The organism is Paenibacillus sp. ALE3, assembly GCF_054113405.1.
The window spans coordinates 1,144,812-1,168,082 of the sequence record NZ_CM134214.1 but is presented as its reverse complement, the minus strand read 5'-3'; the positions used below and the strand labels follow the sequence as shown (position 1 = coordinate 1,168,082).

Here is a 23,271-nt window from a genome sequence, read left to right as displayed (position 1 = left end):
AGTTAAACACTTATGAATCTCTGTCACACGGTTCTTGCCATACAAATATACAGTGCTACAGGTTAGCTTTATTAGCATGATGATTCACCTTTAAATTCCTGCAAACATTTTCTCGGTTGGAGTATATCAATAACTCAATCTCTTTTTTTGCAAAACACAACTTTCCAAGCCTATCACCTTTGAAACATCAAGAGCATGAATATAAAAAAACAGACTCAAATTAAACCGATGTATAAAGATAATTCTTTATACGACAAATATGTTTTTTTGTATTTCATTTATTCTAGGACGTTATTTTTAATATTTCTTATATAGATAGACTTATAAAGGCAACAAAGATGCAATGTAATCCACCACAGGTATTCTAATTCAAATGAGTAGAACTGATCATAATCTAGAAGTCCATGAGCCATCCTATTCCTTAAATTGCTGCCGAATCTCTCAACTAAAAGTCCCTGCAAGTCAAAGGTTATATCCGCTGTCAAAAGATCTTCTAGCTCTGGTAGATATAATAAGGAATTTAAATTACGTTCATCTTGTATCCCCTGAGCATCTATTCCAGACACTAAATATCCTGATTCATAGAGGATATGCCTTATCGAATTCTCAAGTTGAGGGATTAAAAGATGAGAACTAATCAGAAATTCACCATTTATACCTTGCTGAAGTCCTTGAGCAAAAATCAATTCCCGACCTATTGGTACAAACGGGTTGTTATACACAATTGGATAAAAATCTTGAATTTTAACATAATGATCCAATGAAATTTTCTTTCTTGCAGGTTCAACTAAGCCTTGTGTATGAAGAAAGCGGAAATATTGACCTTTCTTATACATCTCAACTCTTATCGCTGCTTCAACTTCTTCTGGGTTACTTGACGTCATCGATGGTTGACGTTCCATCACTTTACCCATTTCATTTACTGCAACAGAAGTGAAAAGATGTTGAAACATAAATTTCTTAGATGATTTTTCAACTTGTGTTCTTAAAATTGATTTATCTTGTGGCTTCCCAATCGTACCCAAGGCAAACAATGCATCAATTAAATTTTTATTACTTACTATTTTCTCTGCTTCTTCTACATAATGACTTATATCAATTTTACCGCTCGATACCTCTATCAATTCCGAAACTGATTTTTTTTGATACCTGATTAACACTTTATGGATTTCGTCAATTCTACTTTTCGTATTTCCAGCTCTTCTCAACGCTTCAATTGCACTTATTAAATGATTTGAAGCCTTCGTATAAATAGGTTTTTCTCGGGAGATCTCATTTTCTGATTCCTTAACAAACGTTTCTGCTAAACAAATCAATTTTTTTCTTTCATTATCTTTATCTTTTCTTATATGGTGCCATCGAGCACAAATTCCCCAGTATGCTCTTGCTTTCGCCATATTATTATCATTTTCCGATTGTAACGCCATTGATTCTGACAAATTAGAATATTTTAGCGGATCACCTTCACGATATTGTATGAGTAATTCCATTAACGTTTCGGATAAATAGAAGGGATCGTTACCATTTAGTTTGTCTAGTGCTTTTTCAACTGTATCAATACTTGACTGATAAGGGGTATTCTTTCGTCCCAATAAAACAGCTATCTGCAAGGCTCTTTCTATTCTAGTGCAGCAACCCGTCCAGTCTTCTGGATCAATTAAATTCCAAAAAGATTCGAGGTACGAATTTACGGCTAAAGCAGCGATCTTAAAATCTCGTTTCATAACCCATAATATATCCGCTACTCTTGCTCTCATCTCAGCATTAATTATATTTTCAACAATTAAATCAAGTAGATTCAGATCAAACTCACTAAGATCTTCTAGATTTGCGCTCCTAGACTCATTTAAAATTACGGAAGAACTAAACGGTGCACTAGACATGTTGTTAGAATCAGTATCTAAATGGAATGAGGTAATCATCCCTAACAATTCATATACCTGATATTCCAATTTATTTTTTGCTTCTTTGGCTTCACGCGCTTTTTGATAAAATAAAGGATAATATGAGGTGCATTCTTTACTGTCAACAACAGAAATAACATTCTCCCAAAAGACACCATCAATATCTTGTTTATTGATATTTTCGGATAACAAAGGTTCGCCCTCCTATATTACACGATTCTTTTTCCACCTTTTTAGCCTATCAGCAAGCGCCACCCCATTAATCAGCTTAATGTTCAACCTATCCACCGCCTCTTTAGCAGCCTTTGTAAAATTACTCGTCGTCACAATCCAAGCATCATAGCAACCATGTACCTGTTTACCAGCCTTGAGCCGGAGTACTATATCATTCCCGACATCACGCTTCCAGCGTTTACATTGAACAGCTATTTTATAGCCCTCTTTACCTTTGAGGATCAAATCAACTTCATGATCACCTGACCCACCAACTCGCTGTACTGAATAACCTTGATCTGTATAATAAAGCTCCATTAATCGTTCAAAATCTGTTCCTGATAGTGTATCTACATTAGCTTGGAGAATCTGTGCATCAGTTAGTTTTTTACTCGTTATTTTCCCTTTTGCCTTGCTTACCCCATTGTTCGTGCTAGCAGTTCTACTCCTACCAGTTTTTTTCGTACCAGCGACCTTACTTTTCTTTTTCTGTCGTTGCTTTCGTGTCCACATCGATCCAAATATTTCTCCAAGAATCACAGAGCCAAGTAAGATGCCAAAAAGGTACCCCCAATGTAGACCAGGTATTTTAAATTAAATAGTAAGACCGACTATAATAAATAACCCTCTCAATACATAAGCAGCTTGCCTGCCTTCTGCATAATAAGTTCTTGCCACTTACTTTCACCTCATTGGAATATCTCAATTTATATCAAAGGACTATATACCCACGACCAAGGAAATAAAAAAAGCCAAATCCCTACTAAATTCTGCATAAATCTTCTTTATTTCTTACACTATAGCATATTCATGGGGATATATGGAACAAAAAAAGCCCTTGAATAATACCAAGGACCTAATTCATTTCATCTTCTAATTTAAGAGAAGACTGAGATTATTTGTGTTCTGTAAAAAACAAGGAGTCGTTGATAACATATCAGTAATACATTATAGGATTGGTCAAAAATCTTTTTGCTCAACTGGTGGTTGAAAATTATAAAAAATCAAATATGAGGTTATTGTTCGTACCAACAAACTCAAATAGAATTGGATTACATAAAGGAGTGTGAGAATTTATGAAGGAAAAATTAGCAAGAAACATAAGCATATACCGCAAAGAAAGAGGACTTACACAAGAAGAACTCGCAAAAATACTTGGACTTTCATTTCAAGCCGTTTCCAAGTGGGAAAATGCTTATACAATGCCTGATATATCGTTACTACCTCAGTTATCAAGAACTTTAGAAGTAAGCATAGACAAGCTTCTTGGGTATGTATCACAGGATAAAACGATTACCATTTACGAGGAAGAATATAAAACGCAAGAATATTACTGGGGTACTGCACCTAATAAAGTGTGTTATCAGGTTTTGCAGTTTATGCCCCCCAATAAACACATAAAATTATTGGATATTGGATGTGGTGAGGGAAAAGACGCCGTATTTTTTGCTAGAAATGGATATGATGTCACTGCATTTGATGTTTCGGACGCAGGTATAGAGAAAACTAAGAAACTTGCTGAAAAAATCGGTGTTCATGTTAATGTATTCAAGGCAGATATTTTAGATTATCGTTTGGATACACATTTTGACGTAATCTTTTCAAGTGGTGTCCTACACTACATAAAACCGGAATTCCGCAAAGAAATATTTGAAAATTATAAGCAGTATACAAATCCAAACGGCTTGCATATCTTTAATGTGTTTGTAAACAAGCCGTTTATTGCTCCACCACCTGAAAAAGAACCTAATGCATATAAGTGGTACTCTGGTGAACTGCTTACACATTATCACGACTGGTTCATTGAAGATAGTTCGGAAGTTATTTTCGACTGTAACTCGTCAGGCATTCCTCACAAACATGCCATGACTAAAATTATTGTACAAAAGATAACCTCATTAGGCTAAAGATGCTACTATTTTAAATCAACAAAAAGAGGGATTCTCCCCTCTTTACTTTTAAGCAAGTATATCGCTAATAATCTTCCGTACTAACAGCACATGGATTCCGCGTAACCAATTTATGTAAATAAAATATATTCCCGCACTCAACCCTAAAACAATTTTTTGAATGCAGGAACATATTCAAATTGCTCTTGACCCTCGTATATTAATGCTTCTCATCTCGACATATTACGACCACGCACTCAACGTGCCTTGAGTGTACAAAAATGATGACCCTAAGGCCTGGTCGCCCCTTGGCGGAAAATCTATCGTTTTTAGATCGGAGTCTTTATGTCTTTCTTTTTTTATTTTGACTGAAAGTGTCCCTCCTAATCCATCTGCCCCAAGGCAGTCTTGGTTTTTCTGACTTTCTGACAATCCTGTCAAACATAAAACCAGTAAAATAATTTATTGCTCAACTACCCCAAAATCATCCACATAAACATATGCTGTACCAGGATTCTTGTAAGCATACACTGTTGCCCTGGTGGCGCCTGCTCCGGTTGTAAAAGGAATGTTTACCATCGTCCAGGATGTACTGTCAGATGTTGCGGATGCATCCGTTCCTTCAAAACCATTAACGCCAATCTGAATCCGCTCTCCTATGTCTGCCTTAACCCAGGCGGTACACATATAGCTGGTATTAGGACTTAGCCCCGTAAGTACCTGCTCGATACCATCTTCTCCGGGTCCCAATCTAACACCCTTAGAGCCGCTTCTTGGTACCGATACACTTGCAGCAGTATCTGAATATGTTGCTGCCCATGGTGAGATTATCCCTTTCTCGAAATCAGATTGCCTTACGTTATTAACATAAAGTAGGCTGACACTCTCAAAAACCGGGTCCGGAGGTGAAGAAAAATCATGCCCGGCAGTCCAGTCAGTTCCACCGAACTCATATGCTCCAATATCCGGTGCCGCACCAACATAATCATTCGTGATTCCAGATATTACAGCCCCTGCATTAATAGCTGGAGAAGTAGACTGCAACCTGAAATCATATGCTGTGGGATTCACAAATAACGGATTGGTTTCTGAGGTAATATTATTTCCCTCTATATGAGTACCAGGCAGTGTAAAGGTAGTAGTAAAGATATTGTTGAAAATTCTGTCGCCGTACATATCTGACTGAAAATTACTTCCCCAATATCCTACATTTCCGTTACTGTAGGTGGTATTGTTATAAATCAGGTTAAAATTACTGGGTGTATTCAATCTTATCCCTGTATAGTTTCCCCATACAACATTATGATGCACAATATAGCCCTTGCTACCGTTATCCAGATAGATACCAGTGCCGGAATAATTCTTTGCCAGATTATCATGGATGTAATTATGATGAATTACCGTCCCTTGCCCATCCCAGGCAAATTCATAGAGTATTCCGCAGTCTTTTGTCAGCTTTCCTGCATTGTACAGATTATTATATTGTATCTGGCTGTTTTGGGTAGGCATAAATATCAGATGACGTCCAGCGTTATATACCGTATTATGACTGATTAGATGGTTTGCCCCCAATAGATAGATTGCCGGAATATCCGCTGCCGAATAATTTGCTTCATGAATAAGATTATTAATTACCTTATTTCCTGTTCCCTCTATACTCACCAGATTACCGGAACTGTAGGTCAAAGTACTGTCTCTAAGCTCATTATTGGTACCGGACATAAATATCCCTGTACTGTATTGTCTGGTAACATCCGAATCATGACTGACATATTCCGCAATCATATTAGAAACTTTACAGTAATTAGAATTAGACATTTTAATGCTGGAGGCAAAGATATTAATTCCGGTAATATTTATGTAAGAGCGGGAACTTAAATCAAATGCATAAGTCCGCTTCTTTGCTTCTACTGTCAAAGTATTCGGATCAACTCCACCAGGTGCCCATAAATAAAGTCTGCCAGTAATGCTGTCAAAATACCATTCTCCCGCACTGTCAAGATCTTCAAGATTACCAGTAATATAATAGCTGTTACCGCCTGTCGCTGCAGTATCTATTTGATCAAAGGTAATGGAGCCGTCACTTGAGCTGGTAATGGTACTTTTATAAGATTTGTAGCCTGTTCCCGGAACACTCCAAACCGTTTTGCCAACCCAGTATCCAGGTGCCTGAGTTAAGTTTCCATCCTTGATGGTTGTAGTGGAACCGGAATCAACTGTTGCATATGTTGAATTTAAGGGATCAAGTGTTGATGAATTGGGCCATCTAGCTTCAAATTGCATTTGCTTATTAACAAATATCTGATTTTTTGTTCCAAGGGAACCCTTCATTTCCGCATAATAGATGGATCCGGAGTAATTTTTCCAGCCAGTAACCGGATCGGCACCGGATACCGTTACGTTCTCTCCTGTATAAGCCTCAAAGTTTATGGGATTTGCAGAAGTTCCGGAAGTATGAAGTGTTACTGTTTCCTGGTATGTACCACCTCGTATGATGCAGGTATCTCCGGCTGTCATGATATCTGCTGCCTTTTGTATGGTTTTCCATGGATTTGATAGTGTACCGGTTCCAGTGATGTCATTCCCCGTTGTAGAAACATAATATACGGAATTTGCCTTTACAGTTTCCACACCCAGATTAAAAGTAAATACATAAATCATCATAATTACAACTAAAAATCTAAAGCCTGTTCTCTTATTCATAGCTTACCTCCTGGAATGAATTCTATTTTTAGATACGGCTTCTACGCTTGGGCCTAAGTTCACTGCTAGGTATGCTCTAATATAGAAATTTGTGTATATATAAGCCCTTAATTATTTAATCGACTTATACCGACTTAAAGTTTATGATTCTTTCGGCGAAGCTTCTCCGATACTGAACCCATCCAGAGATTAAAGTACGCTATCAAAATAATTTCATCCCTCTGATGGAAGAATCGCGTGAAAAGTATGAGACTTATCCGAAGCATGTAGTTCCTGAATTCGCATATATTAATTTCATTGAAAATGCAGGTGTGAACAACGAGAAGTTGATTGCCCAGGCACCTTACGCGGGCATGACAGATGATATTCGTGCGGGTAAGTTGCAAGCATAGTCAATCAAGACGAATTGAACTAAAAAGCCTGAGCCTGTGTCCCATAACGTAAGACAAATTAAAACACCTACCAACCTGGTCATACCCTGTCTACTTGACAGGGGTATGACCAGGTTGGTAGGTTTCCATATTAACTCATATTACACATCGCATAACATCTCCTTCTCCCATAAATACACATTGTATATACCGCTTTCAATGGGTCATTCTGTAAACTAAATCTCTCTTTTAACCGATATATACATATGCTGGACTGTTATTTAAATATCTCCTCTTGCCCTTTGTACCTTGAATGGAAGCTTACTTGAAACTCCTAAATCCGAATAACAAGGTTTCTATGCCAAATAAACTCAGTGATACATATGGGTCTTAACTCAAGTTGTACTCATCTGCGGCTTCTATAATCAGAAGCAAATTCAACTTAGAAAAATCCCCATCACATCTGGAAAGGAGTCATGAACTCACTTGAGCGTATTATCAGATGGGATCGGATATGAAAGCCTACGCTTTTATGGTCTCTTTCAGCCACTACACATCGAACAACTTCAAATAACACGCACCATTAACGATCATGCCTACTTACATATCAGTGGGATGCTCTCCGAAGAACAGGGAGTAGCTTGTATTGGTCAAAATATGGATCAGGAGCCCATTGTGATTCGTCAGTTGAATGATCATGGAGAATCGCTGAGAAGGCTGTTTCATGGGATTGTTACACGTATGTTCGTACATTGTGTGCGAGGCGTGTATACGTTTGAACTGGAGGCCGCTTCCCATTCATACCAGATGGATATCAAACGTAAAAGACGTTCCTATCAAGATATTCACCGCACCTATGACGATCTGGTCACAGCGCTGGTTCGAAAATATCAGTACGGAGATGCCATTGATACGGTAAGCAACCATGCCAAATTGGACACGTTTGTTTTACAATATGAGGAGACGGATTGGGCGTTTTTAAAACGCCTCGCTTCTCGCTTCGGCTCCGTACTTGTGCCAGAGGTAACCGCAGCCTCGCCCAAGGTTTTCTTCGGTATGCCAGAAGGCAAACAGCATAAGGTGGAGCGGGATGTATTTTATCGAGTACGGAAAACGTTTCATGAGCTGGATGTGAAAAAGCCGGGAGAACGTGCTGGCTCGTATGTCACCTATATGATCGAAAGCCTGCAATACTATGCACTAGGCGACCTTATCACGTTACCTATTGGACAAGGCAAAGAACTGGTCGTGGTTCGAGCAGTGACAACCTTAGCAGATGGCTTACTGCGCACCCGTTATGATCTTCAAGCCGAACAAGATATCCGCTATGCGCGGTATGAAAACCATCAGGCTACTGGAATTTCGCTGACAGGAACGGTGCTCAAGGTACAGCAGGATTTTGTACAGCTTCAACTGGACATTGACCCGAAGCAAGATCCTGCCAAAGCGTGCTGGTTTCCCATCACCACCCGTTATGTCGCGGAAGAACATAGTGGCTGGTACGATATGCCTGAGATCGGGGAACAGGTGGAATTGTATCTGTCCACCCACCGCGAACAGGATGCCTATGTAACGGATTCGCTCCGACAACAACGCCACGCAAATGGAAAGCCGAATGTGAAGGTATGGCAACATGTGCAAGGTAGCGGCGTCGAAATGTCTGAGCATGAACTGACCCTATCCACCTCCGGTGAATTTTCCATTACACTGCATGAAGGTAACGGCATTACGATTGACAGTCCGGGGAATGTGCAAATTCAGGGTGGTCACGTGAAGCTTGATGCTGGACAGGAACTTTCACTGGAAGCTGGAACGGCGCTGTATCTAAAAGGCGGAGCCAGCAGTATGGTACTGGATGGTGAGACAGATACCAAGGCTCCGGTGATTTATCAGGAAGGTACAGTGAAGGCTCCTGTTTTCGTGGCTGACCTCCCTCCTGTACCTGAGCCGCCACTCATGAGCATAAAAGCCTATGAAGCAGCTCAATCAGCAGCCAAGGATTCATCTAGCAGCCAAGCCTCTACTCCTAAAGCAAAAGTCACAAGTCCAGCAGAGCTTAAACAGGCGAATGCCTTGATGGGTACGGTGTCCAAACTATTAGGCTCCATTCCAGTGATGGGAAAAGTGGCTGGTGTTGTAGCGGGTGCGCTGAGTGGACCTGCGGGTGGTATAATTCTGAGAGCAACCGCAGCGATCCCTGTTCGGAGCAAAGGAACCCCTACCGTTGGAGGCAGTAAGGGGAACGGCATTCATCCGTTGAAACACTTGGCTGGTTTGGCCATGCAAGGGTTGATTAGTATACACGAGCATGAGAAAGCTAAACAAGCCTATTATAACAAGTGGATTCTTGGGAAAGTGTTTACGAGCGCACGTCATATAGCGCATTCCGGCGGCACATTGGAACTAGTACAGAATCTGCTTAAAGAATCGAATGCCATGGTTCATGCGTATCAGCAGGTTCCGGAAGAAGTAAGAAAACGCTGGAGAGCCAATTACGACAGCCGCATGGCACAGCAGCCTAAACCACAAGTCGTGGAACCTAAGCCTTGGTGGGAAAAGATGTTTGAACAAAGTGCTAAAAATGACATGATGGCTGCTCAAGCAAAAAGGGAAGCGGCACAGCTTCAAGGTGAATTGATATGGGATGCTGCTCAGGGAGCCAATGAAACCATCAAGGTGAATATGTCAATGGATTTATATAAGCAACGTGACTATCATCCTAAGCACCCGACAGCAGGTAAGGTAGGCGAAGTTGCAGGAAACGTGGTTAGCACTTTAGTAGGTGCTGGGGAAGTAATCGCTGGGGTGGGAGGAGAAGGCATATCTGTAATTGCGACTTCTACGGGCGTATTAACTCCTGTAGGCGTACTGGCAGCAGCAGCATCCGCTGGTTTCATGGTTCATGGAGGTAAGGCGCTCTACAGTGGCGCGTCCAACACTGGAAAAAGCTCCGCTGAACTCTGGCAAATGATCAAAGATGAAGGCAAACATGGTTCCGCTCCTCCTAAGCCGAGCAAACCTAAGGAGAAACCGCCTAAAACTGAGAAGATTTCAGAAAATCCTACCAAAGTAAACTATGGAGATCATTACACTAAAAATGGTCGCAAAAAGGTTTTGAAACCAGATATTGAGTATACTAGTAAGGAAGGATACAATTATAAAACCGATGGTCAAGGACGTGTTTCAAATGTGGAAGGTGAACTCAAATTAGGAGACGGAAAAAGAAACGGATATGCTCAGAGGATTGCAGGTCGAGAAGATCGTTTGCCTGATGACGAAGGTGGCCATCTGATTGCAAGTATATTTAAGGGTTCAGGGAATCTTGATAATCTCGTGCCAATGAATGGTAATCTAAATAAAGGTGAATGGAAGAAACTCGAAAATTCTTGGGCTGACGCACTTAAACAAGGCGATGAAGTGAAGGTAAAAATAACACCAAATTACAAGGGGAATTCTCAACGTCCTGAAAGTTTTGATATTAAATATAAAATTGGTGAAGAAGATTGGGAATTTAGTAGATTCGATAATGTACCAGGAGGGAAATTGAATGAATGATGAACGATTAGGAATATTATATCAACAAATAGCAGAAGTCATAGTGGATGCGATTCCCGAGGAATGGTCTAAGGTCTACCTGTACGGCGAAATCGTAGACGGTGCCCAAACTGCATATTTTTACTTTTATCCTGAGGGTAGTGATACAGCTGTTTACAGCCATGACATTCCTGAAATTTTCACAGTAAGTGAAATTGAATATTCTGAAAAGTGGAATGAATTAGTGGATTTAATTCAGGTGCTCTGGAGAGAATTTAAAGATAACGACCAAGAGGCCTGGAGCAATCTAACTTTAGTATTAGAAAGTACAGGAAAATTCAAAATTGATTTTAATTATGACAATCTTTCGAACACAGACCCTCATGCAAGAAAAACGATTTGGAAATACAATTATCTCGGCATTATGCCTAAAAGTAACTCAGGAAAAAAGCATTTAGAAAAGTATCTTGAAACTGTAGAAAGAGAAAATAAATAAGCATAACTATGTTACTTTTAGAGAAAATAATATTGAGATAGTTTGGAGACCTTCTAATCCTAAATTAGGAGAGATTTATATAACTAATCTATTTGAAAATTTTTTTAGCGAGTTACAAGCTGATATGGTTTCCATTTGCTTGGAATATGTTAATGATAGAGCAGATAAAATTTATATTTATTGCTCATATGAAGAGGGAATGATTTCTAGCGACTTTTTTTATCGTATAAACAACAAAGTTATTGAAAGACATAAACTTAATGATGTATTAAACAGTGCAGAAAAAGACGTTTTTGTATATGACGTATCTGTTAAAAGACAACGTAGAGTTATAAAAATAATAAACAATGATATTGAGAAATCTTTTCATTTATGCAAAAGATATGGACGTGAAATACCTACAGAAATGAAAATAATTTATGATGTCAAATCAAACAAATTAACAGCTAATTACAATTATGAATTAGTACACACTAATCATCCGGTTAAAACTGCAGACGATATTTCAATGGAATGGTTTGAACAAATTCAAGCAGAAAAGAGTTTTTAGAGTAAATTCGAATACTTACCAACAAACCAAACACTAACTGATTCAAGCACTCGATAAACTTACAAAAGCTCATTCCAACTTGTTTTATTAGTATGTATGGATTTCCATCCAAAAAAACAATAACTTTCCATCCCTCCCCATCAGAGTTTACATACACAGACTCAAACGGCTAAGGGAGGGAAATTCACTAAGAACAGTGTTTATTTATCAATAATAATCTTGATGAAAATCAAACCAGGTATATCACTAAAAAAAATCTAGAGCTACTGAATTATCCTTATTTAGAAGAAGATATTTTTAAAGATAGCGGATATAAAAGGTAACTTTTTCCTGTTTATTATATGATAAAAGTAAAATCAGAGTATCCTAAATAACATTTTTGAATTAAGTCGAACGAGTCGATTATGGTCAGATACTACCATGATTGACTTATTTTTTTGCTTTACTCTTGGCCTTAATGCCGTTTGGTAATATGAACAAGCTGGTGAGAACATTAGAGGATAGAGGGTTGAAGATAAAGGTGAAAGACGAGAGATCCCCAATGATGGCAGCTATTTAACTACAGATGGTGAAAATATAAAATCACCAATGCTAGATTAGTACACCTTTATAAGAAAGTGAGGTTATAGTGAAATGATACTTACTCTTGATATAAGTAATGAAGAATTTGATGGAATTATAGATGGTGATGGAGAATTTACACCGACTATTTTTTTGAATTTTCCAAGTGATGTTAGAGGAATATACGAATTTGAACTCATAAATACAGTGATAGATATTTATAATTTTAAAGATCAAATAAAAATCAGGGACTTCATGTAAAAGATGATTCACTTTTTGTATTTGGAAAAATGAAAGTTCGAATTGAGGGGGTCAAAGGTGCGGATTTCAAACTAACTGAAGGTAACCTTCTTGCAGGACGTGAGCAATCTTACAGTTGGCCCTATACAATTGATAGCAGTGATATTGTATGTAAATGCGGGGGGAAGTTATCTTTCCTAGAGGATTGCTACGTAGCATTAATGATTGTTACTGAAAGTAAGCCTAAAATAACATTAACATTGAATATTGAGGAGACAGTTCCTTTTGATTTCATGAATAGCAGTAGCATAGAGCAAGCAAATTTAAAAAAGGGAGAGTCTAAACACATGAAATCTCTTGGGAAGTTGTTTGATTTCAACTTTTTCCAAGAGTATTTTGGATCTGGGAGAAGAACTATTAAGAGTGAGTAGTTCAAATGTTAAATAAAAGGATCATCTAATGGCTTATTCTGAAACAATGAGGAGGATGAGCCTTTAAATCAAATCCTGAGAGGAAGAAATCTGTGGTTGCAAAAATTATACATCTAATAACAAATGCTACTTTAGATAAAGATGATAGTGTTATAGTAGCTGCTCTAAATTTATTAAAAAATGATTGCAATTTAGAAGAATTAGAGGGTGACTATTTTGCTCAACTTGTTAGTATGATTCCTCTGATTAAAGAACGGAGTACAAAGGCACTTTTAATCGAAACAATCGTCGAATCTCCAGAATTCGTTAGCGACAATACGATACTGGACGAATATGTGAAACTTATATCAGAAGGTGCGACTAACGTTAAGGAAGCTGCAAGATGTTTAGGTGCATTTACCGCCTCTGGCTCTACAAACAATCAGATATTCTTACAATTGGCCAATAAATTAAATAATAAATTTGCCGTTGAAATACTAGTTTCAATGGGACGCTCTAATTGGGGAGAAATCCCTCATTACCTAGAATCATTTGCTCAAGAGGTTCAAAATGCACAAAGGATAAGATATCGTTCAGGAATAATTGCAGCCTTTTTATTAATTGTTCATCCTCTGTGTTCAGAATACGCTCATGTCAGTTCGTTATCTTTTGGATATCCATTTACTGAAGCGGCTATGAATGATTGGACATGGGTAACCCCAAAAAATACAGAAAATATAGTACAAAAGAAAATAGTAACCTCAAAAGAAGCTGACGTATTGGTGAAATTAGGGAGATTATTGCGATATAATAAGGATTTGAATTCAAACGAAATTGCAAAGCTCTACACCGATTTTTTTGAAGATAAGAACCCATTTGATGTTATTTACACTCTACCAAAATAAAAACATAGCGCCAAAGAAGTCACTGCGAGAGTTGTTTTGTTTTGTATAGAACACGCTCCTATCTTTCCCCTAAAACAATGACTTGAGATCCCTCCACATCTTAACGTGTTTGACTTACAAGAGAAAGTGTTCGAAGAATACAGTGCTGGTAAAGAATAGGCATCAAAGCAGATAAGTAATGTTCATATTGATATTGAAGAATAGGAGAATAATTAATTGCTTATAATAAAGGCTTTAACAAAGATGTATGAGGATTGGGGTGAAGATATAGACGATTTCTATATTACTTATAATGTAGATATCGGACCCAGTGAAATAAATGGAGCATCAGACATGTTTTCATTTGAACTAATAAGTCCTAAAAGGTTAGATAGAATGGCAGATCAAGGTGATATTATTATCGGGCATGGTCATTTTATAGCAAAGGACTTTAATGAAAATACACTTGAAGCAACATTAAACCGTATCATTAATAAATGCACAGATGATGATATTAATAAGGCATACAAAAACCTATCTACATATTTTCGTTGGGAGATGGATGAATAATTAGAGATCTAGTTGATTTACATACACACAGTTAGCCCTATAGCAGATTTCACAAAAACAATGTCGTGATCACGATCACGGTTTAGACTGTAAATTTAAGTTAAAATATAAACAATTTTAAATTTATTTCAGCTGAAACCAAAGATACCGTGATCGATCACAAAGAAAAAACAAGGAAGTGTACAAAGATGAAAAGAACTGATTTACCTCTTGTCTATTCTTGTTCTGGATGTTCCTCCGCAGCACAAACCGCTAACATGATCGCTATACAAATGGATCGAGAAAAAGTCGCTGAAATGTCCTGTATAGCTGGTGTTGGTGGTGATGTCAAACCCCTTGTCAGAACAGCAAAATCGGGACGTGACATCATTGCAATTGACGGCTGTCCCTTGTCCTGTTGCAGGAGTTGCTTAGCAAGGCATGAAGTTCAACCCAAACACCATTTCCTGCTGTCTGACTTTGACGTACCCAAGATCATAGGAGAAGATCCTAACCCTGATCATTATAGGAATGCTTACACACAAATCTTAGAACAAATTGGACAATAATTCTTAGTCAAAATTAAGGTGTGTATCGAAAGATGGCTCTTATTATGTAACAATATCATAAATTAGTTTTTACTGGTGGCTCCTATCACATCTTTAAGGGCCACCAGTATTTTTTTACTCCCAGTTTAATCATTGGATATAAAGATCCTAAAAAATTTGGAGCTCTAATTAGAGTCATTTTTCAAATTTTTAAGCAGCTCATTTGCAACATATGGCAAAGCGTTTTCGAACCCTTTTCTTTTATACAAGTGACTATACATTCTTTTTTTAATACTTTTCAGATAACTAAGGTTCCCCCTCCTATTCAAGCTCCCCCGCCTCCTTAGCTGCCTTGAAAAATTACTCGTCGTTACCATCCAAGCAACACAGCAACTATGTACCTGCGTACCAGCCTTGAGTTGGAGTACTATCTCATTCCCAACATCACGTTTCCAGCAGCTGCACTGAACGGCGATTATATAGCCCTCTTTGCCTTTGAGAATTACTTTACATAATAGCGAAGAGCCTAAAAATAAACATAATGATGAAATCGGTGAATATCACAAAATGACAACAGATGTTATATTATACTTTGTTGATATTAAGTAAAGGAGATGCTTATGATGAATCAAGAACCAAATCAGCAATTAGGTGAGATTATTGAGCGGTTCATACATTCATATATGGCAGAAAATAATAATATCCGATCTCAAAAAGTAATCAACACTGCAGATGAGGAAACAATAAATCATTTAAGGAAAATTGGTTTTCCCAAAAAAGGAAGACCCGTAAAAGAAGTTGTCGATGAAATGAGGAAAAACGTTTATTCTCATCAAACTTTCATGCAACACCCTCGCTTTTTCGCCTTGGTTCCTAGTCCAATGTCTCTTTACTCTTGGTTAGGAGATATCATGACCAGTGCTTATAATACCCACGCCGGAAGCTGGATGCTGAGTTCGAGCGCAAGCCTTTTAGAGGGAGAAGTGATCCGATGGATGTGTGACCAAGCAGGATATCCCGATACGGCTGGAGGCTTATTTCTGTCGGGCGGATCGCTGTCGAATTTGACCGCTTTAGCGGCTGCACGCAATGCAAAGTTATCCGAGCAGGAATATGCCATTGGAACTGCTTATGTTTCAGATCAAACTCATTCATCGGTCGCCAAAGGGCTACGCATCCTCGGATTCCGTAGTGATCAAATCAGAAAGGTTCCAAGTGATAAAAATTTTCGTATGGATGTTTCATCCTTGGAGAAAAAAATAATGGATGATCAGGCGGCTGGCATGAAACCTTTTGCGATCATTGCCACGGCAGGCACAACCAATACAGGAAGCATTGACCCGCTAAACGAAATTGCTGACTTATGTGAAAAACATAATATTTGGTTACACGTGGATGGAGCTTACGGTGCGTCGATTTTGGCTTCTTCGAAATATAAGTCTCTTTTGAACGGGATATCGCGTTCAGATAGTATCACCTGGGATGCACATAAATGGCTAATGCAAACCTATTCCTGCAGCGTAGTTTTAGCCAAAGAAAATCAACAGCTTAGAAACTGCTTCAGCACACATCCAGAATATTTGAAAGATGCCGAGACTAATGAAGAATATATTAATTATTGGGATCTGGGCCCCGAATTAACGCGACCTGCTCGAAGTTTGAAACTGTGGGTGACACTGCAAGCTTTGGGGACTGATGCTGTCGGTGAAGCCATAGAGCATGGAGTTCAACTCGCAGAATGGGCTGAAGATGAAATCAAGAAACATAATCATTGGGAAATTGTATCCCCCGCGCAGTTAGCGATTGTTAATTTTCGATATGCACCACCTGGATTATCCGACCAAGAATTAGATTCACTCAATAAAAGGATCTCCCAAGAAATGATGACGAACGGATACGCCTCTGTGCTTACGACACAACTTAATGGAAAAACGGTTCTCAGAATCTGTGCAATTCACCCAGACACTACCGAAGATGAGATAAGGAATACAATTCAGCTTTTATCGAATATAGCAAGATCATTGAATGAGAAAAAAGTTTTTTTGTGATGTTCAATTGTGAAAATGAAGTGCTACACTTTCTGTAAATAGATGAAAATGTTCAGCATCACACAAATAAGAGGGGCACGCCGCCCCTCTTTACTGTTTTCCCAGACATCTTCCAAATTATTTGCCATTGTACAATGCAGTAACAATGAACAGCACTCAATCCTAAAACGTACGCACTCCACATGTGTCAAAGAAGGACAAACTATCACTGCTCCAAAGCAAACATGCGATCTTACGCAACCTATCTCAATTCACGGAGGGTAAAAAAATGAAACGAAAATATTTTTATAGAACGGCTGTATTATCTCTTGCAGTTCTTGTGAGTGCTATATTTGGAACCTCTTCTTATAACGCTAATGCAGCACCGATTAATCACTCTATTCATGTCAAAGGAACCTCTTTGCTCAAAGTGAATGATTATGATGTTTTGTACTGCACACCGATTGGTCCCTACGTTAATGAAGAAAAACGTCTCATGGTTCCGCTTCGTTCCGTTGCCGAGCTTCTTGGCGCAAAAGTTGATTATAACGGTAAACTTCAGGAAGCAAAAATCAGGTGGAGTTCAAATGAAATTGTGTTTCAAAAGGGAGCAAAAACATATAAACTGAACAATACTCCAGCACAGATGGACACTCAGCCCGAAGTGATTCAGGATGCCTTTGTCATTCCGCTTGGAGTATTGCTGAGAAGTATGAATATCCCGTTTGAGTACAGGAACAACAAAGTGATTTTAAAAAATCCGGCTTTTGACCAAAGCAAGACTTTTCAAAGAGTAATAGAACTGGACCAAGGAAGATTCATTCTTGATAATCCTTCTGCACTGGATATTCAAAATTTCAAGCTTGTGGAAGAGAAAAACTCAGCAGGCGAAACCAGAGGGAGTATTACGGTGAGTGGATTAAATCGGACAGGCTCTACGATTAGAGAAGGGAAAGAAGATTTGCACATCATTGGCTATTTTAATCAAACGGTGGATATAGATGCAGACTTCGCGTCTATAGATCTCCCGGATCGAAAACGTCCAAAAGTTAATCCGGAAGGCAGCGTGTCTCAAAGTCTGTCGTATCTCAAAATAAATGACCCTTTGCAGTATATATTAGCTGCCGGAAGAACATTAAAAACGAAGAACGAACGAAAATAGTAATATTGGAGAAGTTTAAACTCAATACAAATGCTTGGTAGTCGGTCTGAACAGACTCTGTCAAATAGATATACAATACTAAAAATCAATTAAAAGGCCCTTAGCTCTTTAACTGATAAGAGTATGTCTTGAGTCATGGCTTTTCTTATGCTACCTCGCCCATTGGCTAGATTAGTTTCTCGAAGGATTACAACAGCTGTACTAACGTAGCAGAATTCTACAAGCTCACTTAACTCGATGTCTTAAATATTTAAAGCAAAAACCCGCTCAAGAGCGGGTTTCAGTATAGAGACATGGGGAGTTGCCCCCCCTGTTCCGAACTTTTTAATATGCATTAAAAATTTTCACTCCTCAAACCTACGATCCAAGATTAGAAGAGTCCTTGGTTTGTTACCTATTCCCAAGCAATCAAGCATTATTTCTTAATGTGAACATGTAATGTTCCATTGATCGTCGTTGTATTTACTATAGCTCCCAGAACTTCCGAAACAAATCTAAGAGGAACCATGACCCGGTTTGGAAATTCTGGCATAACGGGAGCACTTGGCATCATCTTTTCTTCATCGTTCACGTATGCAACTTTGCTACCCACGGTTAATCGTATAATTGTACCATTCTTCGATTTAATGGTAACTTCTTGTGTAGGCCTGTTCCACGAGACAGACTCTCCCAAGCCCTCAGATATGAATTTAATAGGGACGTATACTGTGTTGGTGGATCTCTCTATATAGGGATTGATGTCTGTTGTCAAAATGCTATTATTTTCGTTTGTAGATTTCTCTCCAAATGGATCTAATGTCAAAGCGCTGTTATTTACATCAACTTCAACATTATAACTAAATTTAGATCCTGCATAAGCGTTCTCAACTGAGATAGAAGAAACAAACACAAAGATAACAGCTAAGGGTAAAATTATACGTTTTAACATGGTTTATTACCTCTCCCCATTTATCAACTAGCCCCTCATTGAGAAGCTAAAACACCAAATGCATCCTGTATTCAATCTTTCCTTACTGACAGTGAACAGTAATCAACATGTGTCGAGACGATGTCTCGCTTAAGTTAAAAACACTTGCTTTGAAGAACAATACACGATACGGAAAACCTGACAAACAAATTCTCAAACCGACGTTCTAAGGAGATATTCATTTTTATCGAAAAATAAGCGTTTGATTAAGCAATAAATCATTTCTTTTTAAGTAATTACCATTAAAAGTAATAGGTATCGAAGTTCCATTGAAGTAATCTCTCTTATTGTCATGTTTTATAGCATGAATATGAAGATGCGGCTCACTGCTGTAACCTGAGTTTCCTACTTTCGCAATTTCTTGTCCAACCTTGACAAAATCATTTTTCTTAACTAACAGACTATTTTTCTTCAAGTGTAACAGCAAAATATTATATCCTTTGTGTTTGATGATAATCATATTTGTATTACTACGACCCAAGGAGTTTGGCACATTATCTTCTACTCCATCCACAACTTCGATAATTCTACCCTCAACCGGACTATATACTGAATCATTATAAATGGGATAGGATTTTAAAGATTCAGGATTATCAAATTTTCCTTTTCTTGAACCTAACGGGGTGAGCTTGGTTATATCCACCGCATATTTCAGAGTACGATGCGAAAAGTGATAGTTCATAGATGAACTCATTCCACCATTCACTACCTCGTAAGCCCCTCCTTTCAAAGGGAACGCTAAATCGACTGCATCTTCGTGTTTAGGAGTGGATGTAATGTATGAAATATTAAATAAAATACATATAAAAACTTGATATATCGCTAATAAACCATAAAGAGAAAGGAATATTCGTGTTTTTCTATTTAAGCCATTAAATTTAAAAGAGCGTAAAGTAACCATTTGACGGAATAAGGAACATCCAAACAATACGATGCAAACCGGACGTAAATAATAACTAATTTCTGTCCAATCATTTATGAATAAAATCATGAACGTATATGCACTTGTAAACAAAGTGTGAATATACCACGAAATACGATTTTTAAATGGAAAGTAAGCCATAATCCAATAAAGTATAAGTGGAATCAGCAGCATTTTTACAAAATAAAAAAGCATTCAATTTCTTCCTTTATCATATGATAATTTTTTACTTACCTCTTTTTGAAATTCAGTATCCGTTAATAATTTATGAAAAAATAAATCCAGCTTCTGCTTGAGCCAAATGTGATCCACCCCAGAATCATCTTGAATAAACATGGCTAGTTGAATGTCATTTCCTTCCCGATCCGTACAATATAAAGCCTCTGTTAGGACAGAAATGGTAGACCCACCTTTGTTTCCGAACTCTATTAGCTTGGAGTTATCCACCTGTCGCTGAATTAGCATTTTTAGATATGGATTTAAAGTAGAAGGAACCAACTCCTCCTTGTGTATAAGCTTCATGAGGTAAGCATATTCTTTAGTCGTTGAACGAGGAAGCTTGCGCGATTCCAGCACTTGAAGCCTTCGTGCATAATTCTGCTTGGTGTTCCATTTCTGAATACATCCTAACCCCTTATCACTATTTAGTATCTGGTGAATTTCAATGGATTTTTCCATGTATTCTTTGTAGGTCATTTCACTTATTTTTTGTATCGATTCTTTAAATCCTATTTTATCTACTTCTTGGATATAAGAAGACATTAAACCCGCAGATGAAAAAGGAAAAATTTTATCATGTAACGAAAGTGAGAGTTTATTTATATTTTCATTTATCTCATCTAATCCCATTTTATCCATCAGAAATTCTGTATTGGCATTAGAACTGTAAGCTAACATACCGTGAGCAATTTCAAATAATGTAATTTTTCCTTGAACCTCTTTATGATTTGACTTAATCCATTTGATCCAGCTATTATGAGCGTTGCCATCAGAACCAGGAATATAAAATTTATTTAATTCCTCTAAATCCACAAGTTCATGTTCATCTAACAGCTTTGCCGCTACTTGGCGAGCAAACTCAATAGCGATGATCACTTTCGCAGTGCTGGCAAGCGGCATTTTAACTTCTGAGTTGTAGCTGATTTTCTCCATACCATTTTTGATCATATACAAAGAAGCTTTACTCGGATTTTCCTTCAAAAAGCTTAGAACATCTATTTCTGTTTTCTTATTATTTTGGCGCTTCGCAATGAGCAAAAACAGGATACATATGAAAACAAATATTAAAGTTATAGCTACTAACAATAAGATTATTTGCATACTTTGCTCCTTAATGGTGAAGTTCACATAAATCGTCACAGTTCCCTACAGGAATCACTTTTCTTTTAGAAGCTATATAATCATACAAATAACCGCCTATACCCATTTTTTTGAAAATGATTATAAAGGGAACCGCCCACCATAGATACGGTATTCTTGTACAAATTTGTGCAATAGAGTCAATTCCGCGGTGTATTCTACTGGGATCATTCAGTGAGAAGCTATGCATTCGCCTTTGTAATTCATCAACATCTAATTTGTATGCTTGAACCAATGAAGAATTCCGAAAACTAACAAGCCGTAGCATTCTAAAATAATCCAGCTTGTACAAATAGTCTTTTATATTTGTACAGACAGGACACCAACCATCATAGAAAACCAGAATTTGTTTGTGTTGAAAGCTTACATATCCTAATCTTCTTGTTTTTCTTCGAATTGTAATTGTTATTTTCCGGAAACTGATCTTTATAAAATGGTATAACTTTTTATATTCTTGATCCGTAAACAACAATAATTCCATAACAATCATAATTAACGAAAATGTCAGCAAACCCATTCCTATAGCAATACCTATATGAAACAATATCATGGCAATAACTACAAACGGTTTAAGCCTCTTATTAATCACAGCAAAAGGGAATGCAATTTTAATAATTATAGATAAATAAGTGAATAGAATGGTGAGTCCAACATAATGGTTAACCATATAATCCAAAATAGGTCTGCTAAACTCTCTCACTTGAGATATATAATAAAGTGCTGTTCCGTTTTGCCACATTTCGCCCATAAGCTGGTACATTCCTGAGAAAAAATAAACAATACACAGTTGTATAATACAAAAAAGTACTGCAAAATTGTGGATTATCACGGATAACTTATAGAGTAAAGAGTCTTTCGAGTCTTTTCCACGTGAGTTGTTCATTTTAGAATCCAAAGAGAAATAGGCAGTGTTATTGGTGAACAACAGAAAAAACATATTCACTATAAGTAAGTTGTCTCCTCCGTCACTAATATGAAAAGAGCGAACATACAATGAATAAAAAAATAAGTAGGCTAGAATTGAAAAAAGACGGCCTTTATATCCTATTAAATAAAAAATAGTAACTATAATTCCTAGGTGATAGATAAAGTCAAAAAATAAAGCTGATGAATTCAAATTATATAAAGACCATGTTAATGACTTGTACCCAGTAGAATAAATATTAATTCCAGATTCGTGCCAAAAAAAGTATCTTTGTTTATAATGAATAAAATAATTGAAAAGTAATATCAACCCAATACATATCCGAAGGATACTTGTACCAATAAGAAAGCGTTCATTCATAAAAAAATTACGGTAATTCAACAACATCCTTTACAACTCCTTTCCAATCATATACGACATTCTCTTCTTTCACTTTAAAATGAAGATCATTCCGCTTTGAATATGGAATCGCATCCGATATTGAGGTCATAAACTGGACATCAGTTATTTCATGTTTCAAAAACTCCCTTTTTGCAAACGCAGAAGCATAGCGATATATGATTTGTTCAACTTGATCCGAATCCTTTTCTAAAGAAGCATTTATTTCTTTGGACATATTATTTTTTTTTGATATTTTATCCATTAATTTATATGTTAGATCATCTTTTCCTCCTATATATAATTGATGTATGTATCCACTTCCAATTCTGAGCATCCTATTATAAGGTGAAAATACTGTCGTCTCATTCGTCCTAATCATAGGTTCAGTAACATCATACCAATTGCTTAAAACAGTTTTGGTACTGCCCTCCCCCTTATACTTCACACGTACATATAATTTTAGATTTTGAGTCATAGGCTGGGGAGCAAATAGATGCCAGTTTTGTTGAAAAAAACGTCCAACATAGTTATCAGTTACTGATTTCAATGAAACAGAGACCGGGTTAAGCGGTCCAGCGTGAAGTAAAATAAAGAAGAAATGAACCATCAAGAACAACGATAAAGAGAATAACGTAGCATTTAAAATACACGCTTCACTTCTTTTTTTCATTTAAGA

General features: G+C 37.4%; 19 protein-coding genes and 1 pseudogene. 11 read left to right on the top strand and 9 right to left on the bottom strand.

Annotated elements, in window-relative coordinates:
• Window positions 1–278: 278 nt before the first annotated feature.
• A complete protein-coding gene (locus ACXHJ2_RS05290; protein ID WP_165081846.1) occupies window positions 279–2,096 on the bottom strand; it encodes a DUF4209 domain-containing protein in 1,818 nt (605 codons plus the stop codon).
• 12 nt (window positions 2,097–2,108) lie between these two features.
• Entirely contained in the window at window positions 2,109–2,657 is a 549-nt protein-coding gene (locus ACXHJ2_RS05285; protein ID WP_457874637.1) for a restriction endonuclease, read from the bottom strand.
• A gap of 536 nt (window positions 2,658–3,193) precedes the next feature.
• Between ACXHJ2_RS05285 and ACXHJ2_RS05280 the strand changes: the two genes are divergently transcribed.
• Window positions 3,194–4,024: a methyltransferase domain-containing protein gene (locus ACXHJ2_RS05280; protein WP_165081844.1), complete on the top strand. Its 831-nt coding sequence runs from the start codon at window positions 3,194–3,196 to the stop codon at window positions 4,022–4,024.
• A gap of 444 nt (window positions 4,025–4,468) precedes the next feature.
• Here ACXHJ2_RS05280 and ACXHJ2_RS05275 read toward each other — a convergent pair whose 3' ends face one another.
• Complete coding sequence (locus tag ACXHJ2_RS05275; RefSeq protein WP_165081842.1) at window positions 4,469–6,709, bottom strand: right-handed parallel beta-helix repeat-containing protein; 2,241 nt, start codon at window positions 6,707–6,709, stop codon at window positions 4,469–4,471.
• Between the two features lie 179 nt (window positions 6,710–6,888).
• Between ACXHJ2_RS05275 and ACXHJ2_RS05270 the strand changes: the two are divergent.
• The 8 genes and pseudogenes from ACXHJ2_RS05270 to ACXHJ2_RS05235 form a co-directional block, all read left to right on the top strand.
• A pseudogene (locus ACXHJ2_RS05270) lies at window positions 6,889–7,101 on the top strand (phenolic acid decarboxylase); the annotation flags it as partial.
• A gap of 465 nt (window positions 7,102–7,566) precedes the next feature.
• Window positions 7,567–10,635, top strand: a complete 3,069-nt coding sequence (locus ACXHJ2_RS05265) for a DNA/RNA non-specific endonuclease (protein WP_238791053.1) — start codon at window positions 7,567–7,569, stop codon at window positions 10,633–10,635.
• The gene (locus ACXHJ2_RS05260; protein ID WP_058830041.1) at window positions 10,628–11,110 is read left to right on the top strand and encodes an antitoxin YezG family protein; all 483 of its coding nucleotides are present in this window, start codon (window positions 10,628–10,630) and stop codon (window positions 11,108–11,110) included. Before ACXHJ2_RS05265 ends, ACXHJ2_RS05260 begins: the two co-directional genes overlap by 8 nt.
• Before the next feature lie 124 nt (window positions 11,111–11,234).
• Window positions 11,235–11,660, top strand: a complete 426-nt coding sequence (locus ACXHJ2_RS05255) for a hypothetical protein (RefSeq protein ID WP_058830042.1) — start codon at window positions 11,235–11,237, stop codon at window positions 11,658–11,660.
• Between the two features lie 851 nt (window positions 11,661–12,511).
• Complete coding sequence (locus ACXHJ2_RS05250) at window positions 12,512–12,892, top strand: hypothetical protein (protein WP_238791052.1); 381 nt, start codon at window positions 12,512–12,514, stop codon at window positions 12,890–12,892.
• A 92-nt stretch (window positions 12,893–12,984) separates the two neighbouring features.
• The gene (locus tag ACXHJ2_RS05245) at window positions 12,985–13,776 is read left to right on the top strand and encodes a hypothetical protein (RefSeq protein ID WP_165081840.1); all 792 of its coding nucleotides are present in this window, start codon (window positions 12,985–12,987) and stop codon (window positions 13,774–13,776) included.
• Window positions 13,777–13,992: 216 nt separating this feature from the next.
• Window positions 13,993–14,325, top strand: a complete 333-nt coding sequence (locus ACXHJ2_RS05240) for an Imm8 family immunity protein (RefSeq protein WP_164964593.1) — start codon at window positions 13,993–13,995, stop codon at window positions 14,323–14,325.
• Between the two features lie 188 nt (window positions 14,326–14,513).
• A complete protein-coding gene (locus tag ACXHJ2_RS05235; protein WP_165081838.1) occupies window positions 14,514–14,873 on the top strand; it encodes a putative zinc-binding protein in 360 nt (119 codons plus the stop codon).
• 164 nt (window positions 14,874–15,037) lie between these two features.
• On the opposite strand, the gene ACXHJ2_RS05230 is transcribed toward ACXHJ2_RS05235, so the two are convergent.
• Entirely contained in the window at window positions 15,038–15,283 is a 246-nt protein-coding gene (locus tag ACXHJ2_RS05230; RefSeq protein WP_238791066.1) for a hypothetical protein, read from the bottom strand.
• 189 nt (window positions 15,284–15,472) lie between these two features.
• On the opposite strand from ACXHJ2_RS05230, the gene ACXHJ2_RS05225 reads away from it, so the two are divergent.
• Window positions 15,473–16,900 carry a pyridoxal phosphate-dependent decarboxylase family protein gene (locus tag ACXHJ2_RS05225; RefSeq protein ID WP_165081836.1) on the top strand — a complete coding sequence of 476 codons (1,428 nt, stop codon included), beginning with the start codon at window positions 15,473–15,475 and terminating at the stop codon, window positions 16,898–16,900.
• A gap of 268 nt (window positions 16,901–17,168) precedes the next feature.
• Window positions 17,169–18,041, top strand: coding sequence for a copper amine oxidase N-terminal domain-containing protein (locus ACXHJ2_RS05220; protein ID WP_058830046.1), 873 nt, complete (start codon window positions 17,169–17,171; stop codon window positions 18,039–18,041).
• A gap of 415 nt (window positions 18,042–18,456) precedes the next feature.
• Here the strand turns inward: ACXHJ2_RS05220 and ACXHJ2_RS05215 are convergent, their stop codons facing one another.
• The 5 genes from ACXHJ2_RS05215 to ACXHJ2_RS05195 all read right to left on the bottom strand — a co-directional run bounded on the left by ACXHJ2_RS05215 (window position 18,457) and on the right by ACXHJ2_RS05195 (window position 23,265).
• On the bottom strand, window positions 18,457–18,969 hold the full coding sequence (locus ACXHJ2_RS05215) for a copper amine oxidase N-terminal domain-containing protein (protein WP_165081834.1): 513 nt from the start codon (window positions 18,967–18,969) through the stop codon (window positions 18,457–18,459).
• Window positions 18,970–19,192: 223 nt separating this feature from the next.
• A complete protein-coding gene (locus ACXHJ2_RS05210; RefSeq protein ID WP_040103149.1) occupies window positions 19,193–20,125 on the bottom strand; it encodes a M23 family metallopeptidase in 933 nt (310 codons plus the stop codon).
• Window positions 20,126–21,250 carry a serine hydrolase gene (locus tag ACXHJ2_RS05205; RefSeq protein WP_013372454.1) on the bottom strand — a complete coding sequence of 375 codons (1,125 nt, stop codon included), beginning with the start codon at window positions 21,248–21,250 and terminating at the stop codon, window positions 20,126–20,128.
• 10 nt (window positions 21,251–21,260) lie between these two features.
• The gene (locus ACXHJ2_RS05200) at window positions 21,261–22,037 is read right to left on the bottom strand and encodes a DCC1-like thiol-disulfide oxidoreductase family protein (protein ID WP_412534808.1); all 777 of its coding nucleotides are present in this window, start codon (window positions 22,035–22,037) and stop codon (window positions 21,261–21,263) included.
• A 544-nt stretch (window positions 22,038–22,581) separates the two neighbouring features.
• Window positions 22,582–23,265: a DUF5819 family protein gene (locus ACXHJ2_RS05195; protein WP_165081832.1), complete on the bottom strand. Its 684-nt coding sequence runs from the start codon at window positions 23,263–23,265 to the stop codon at window positions 22,582–22,584.
• Window positions 23,266–23,271: the final 6 nt, after the last annotated feature.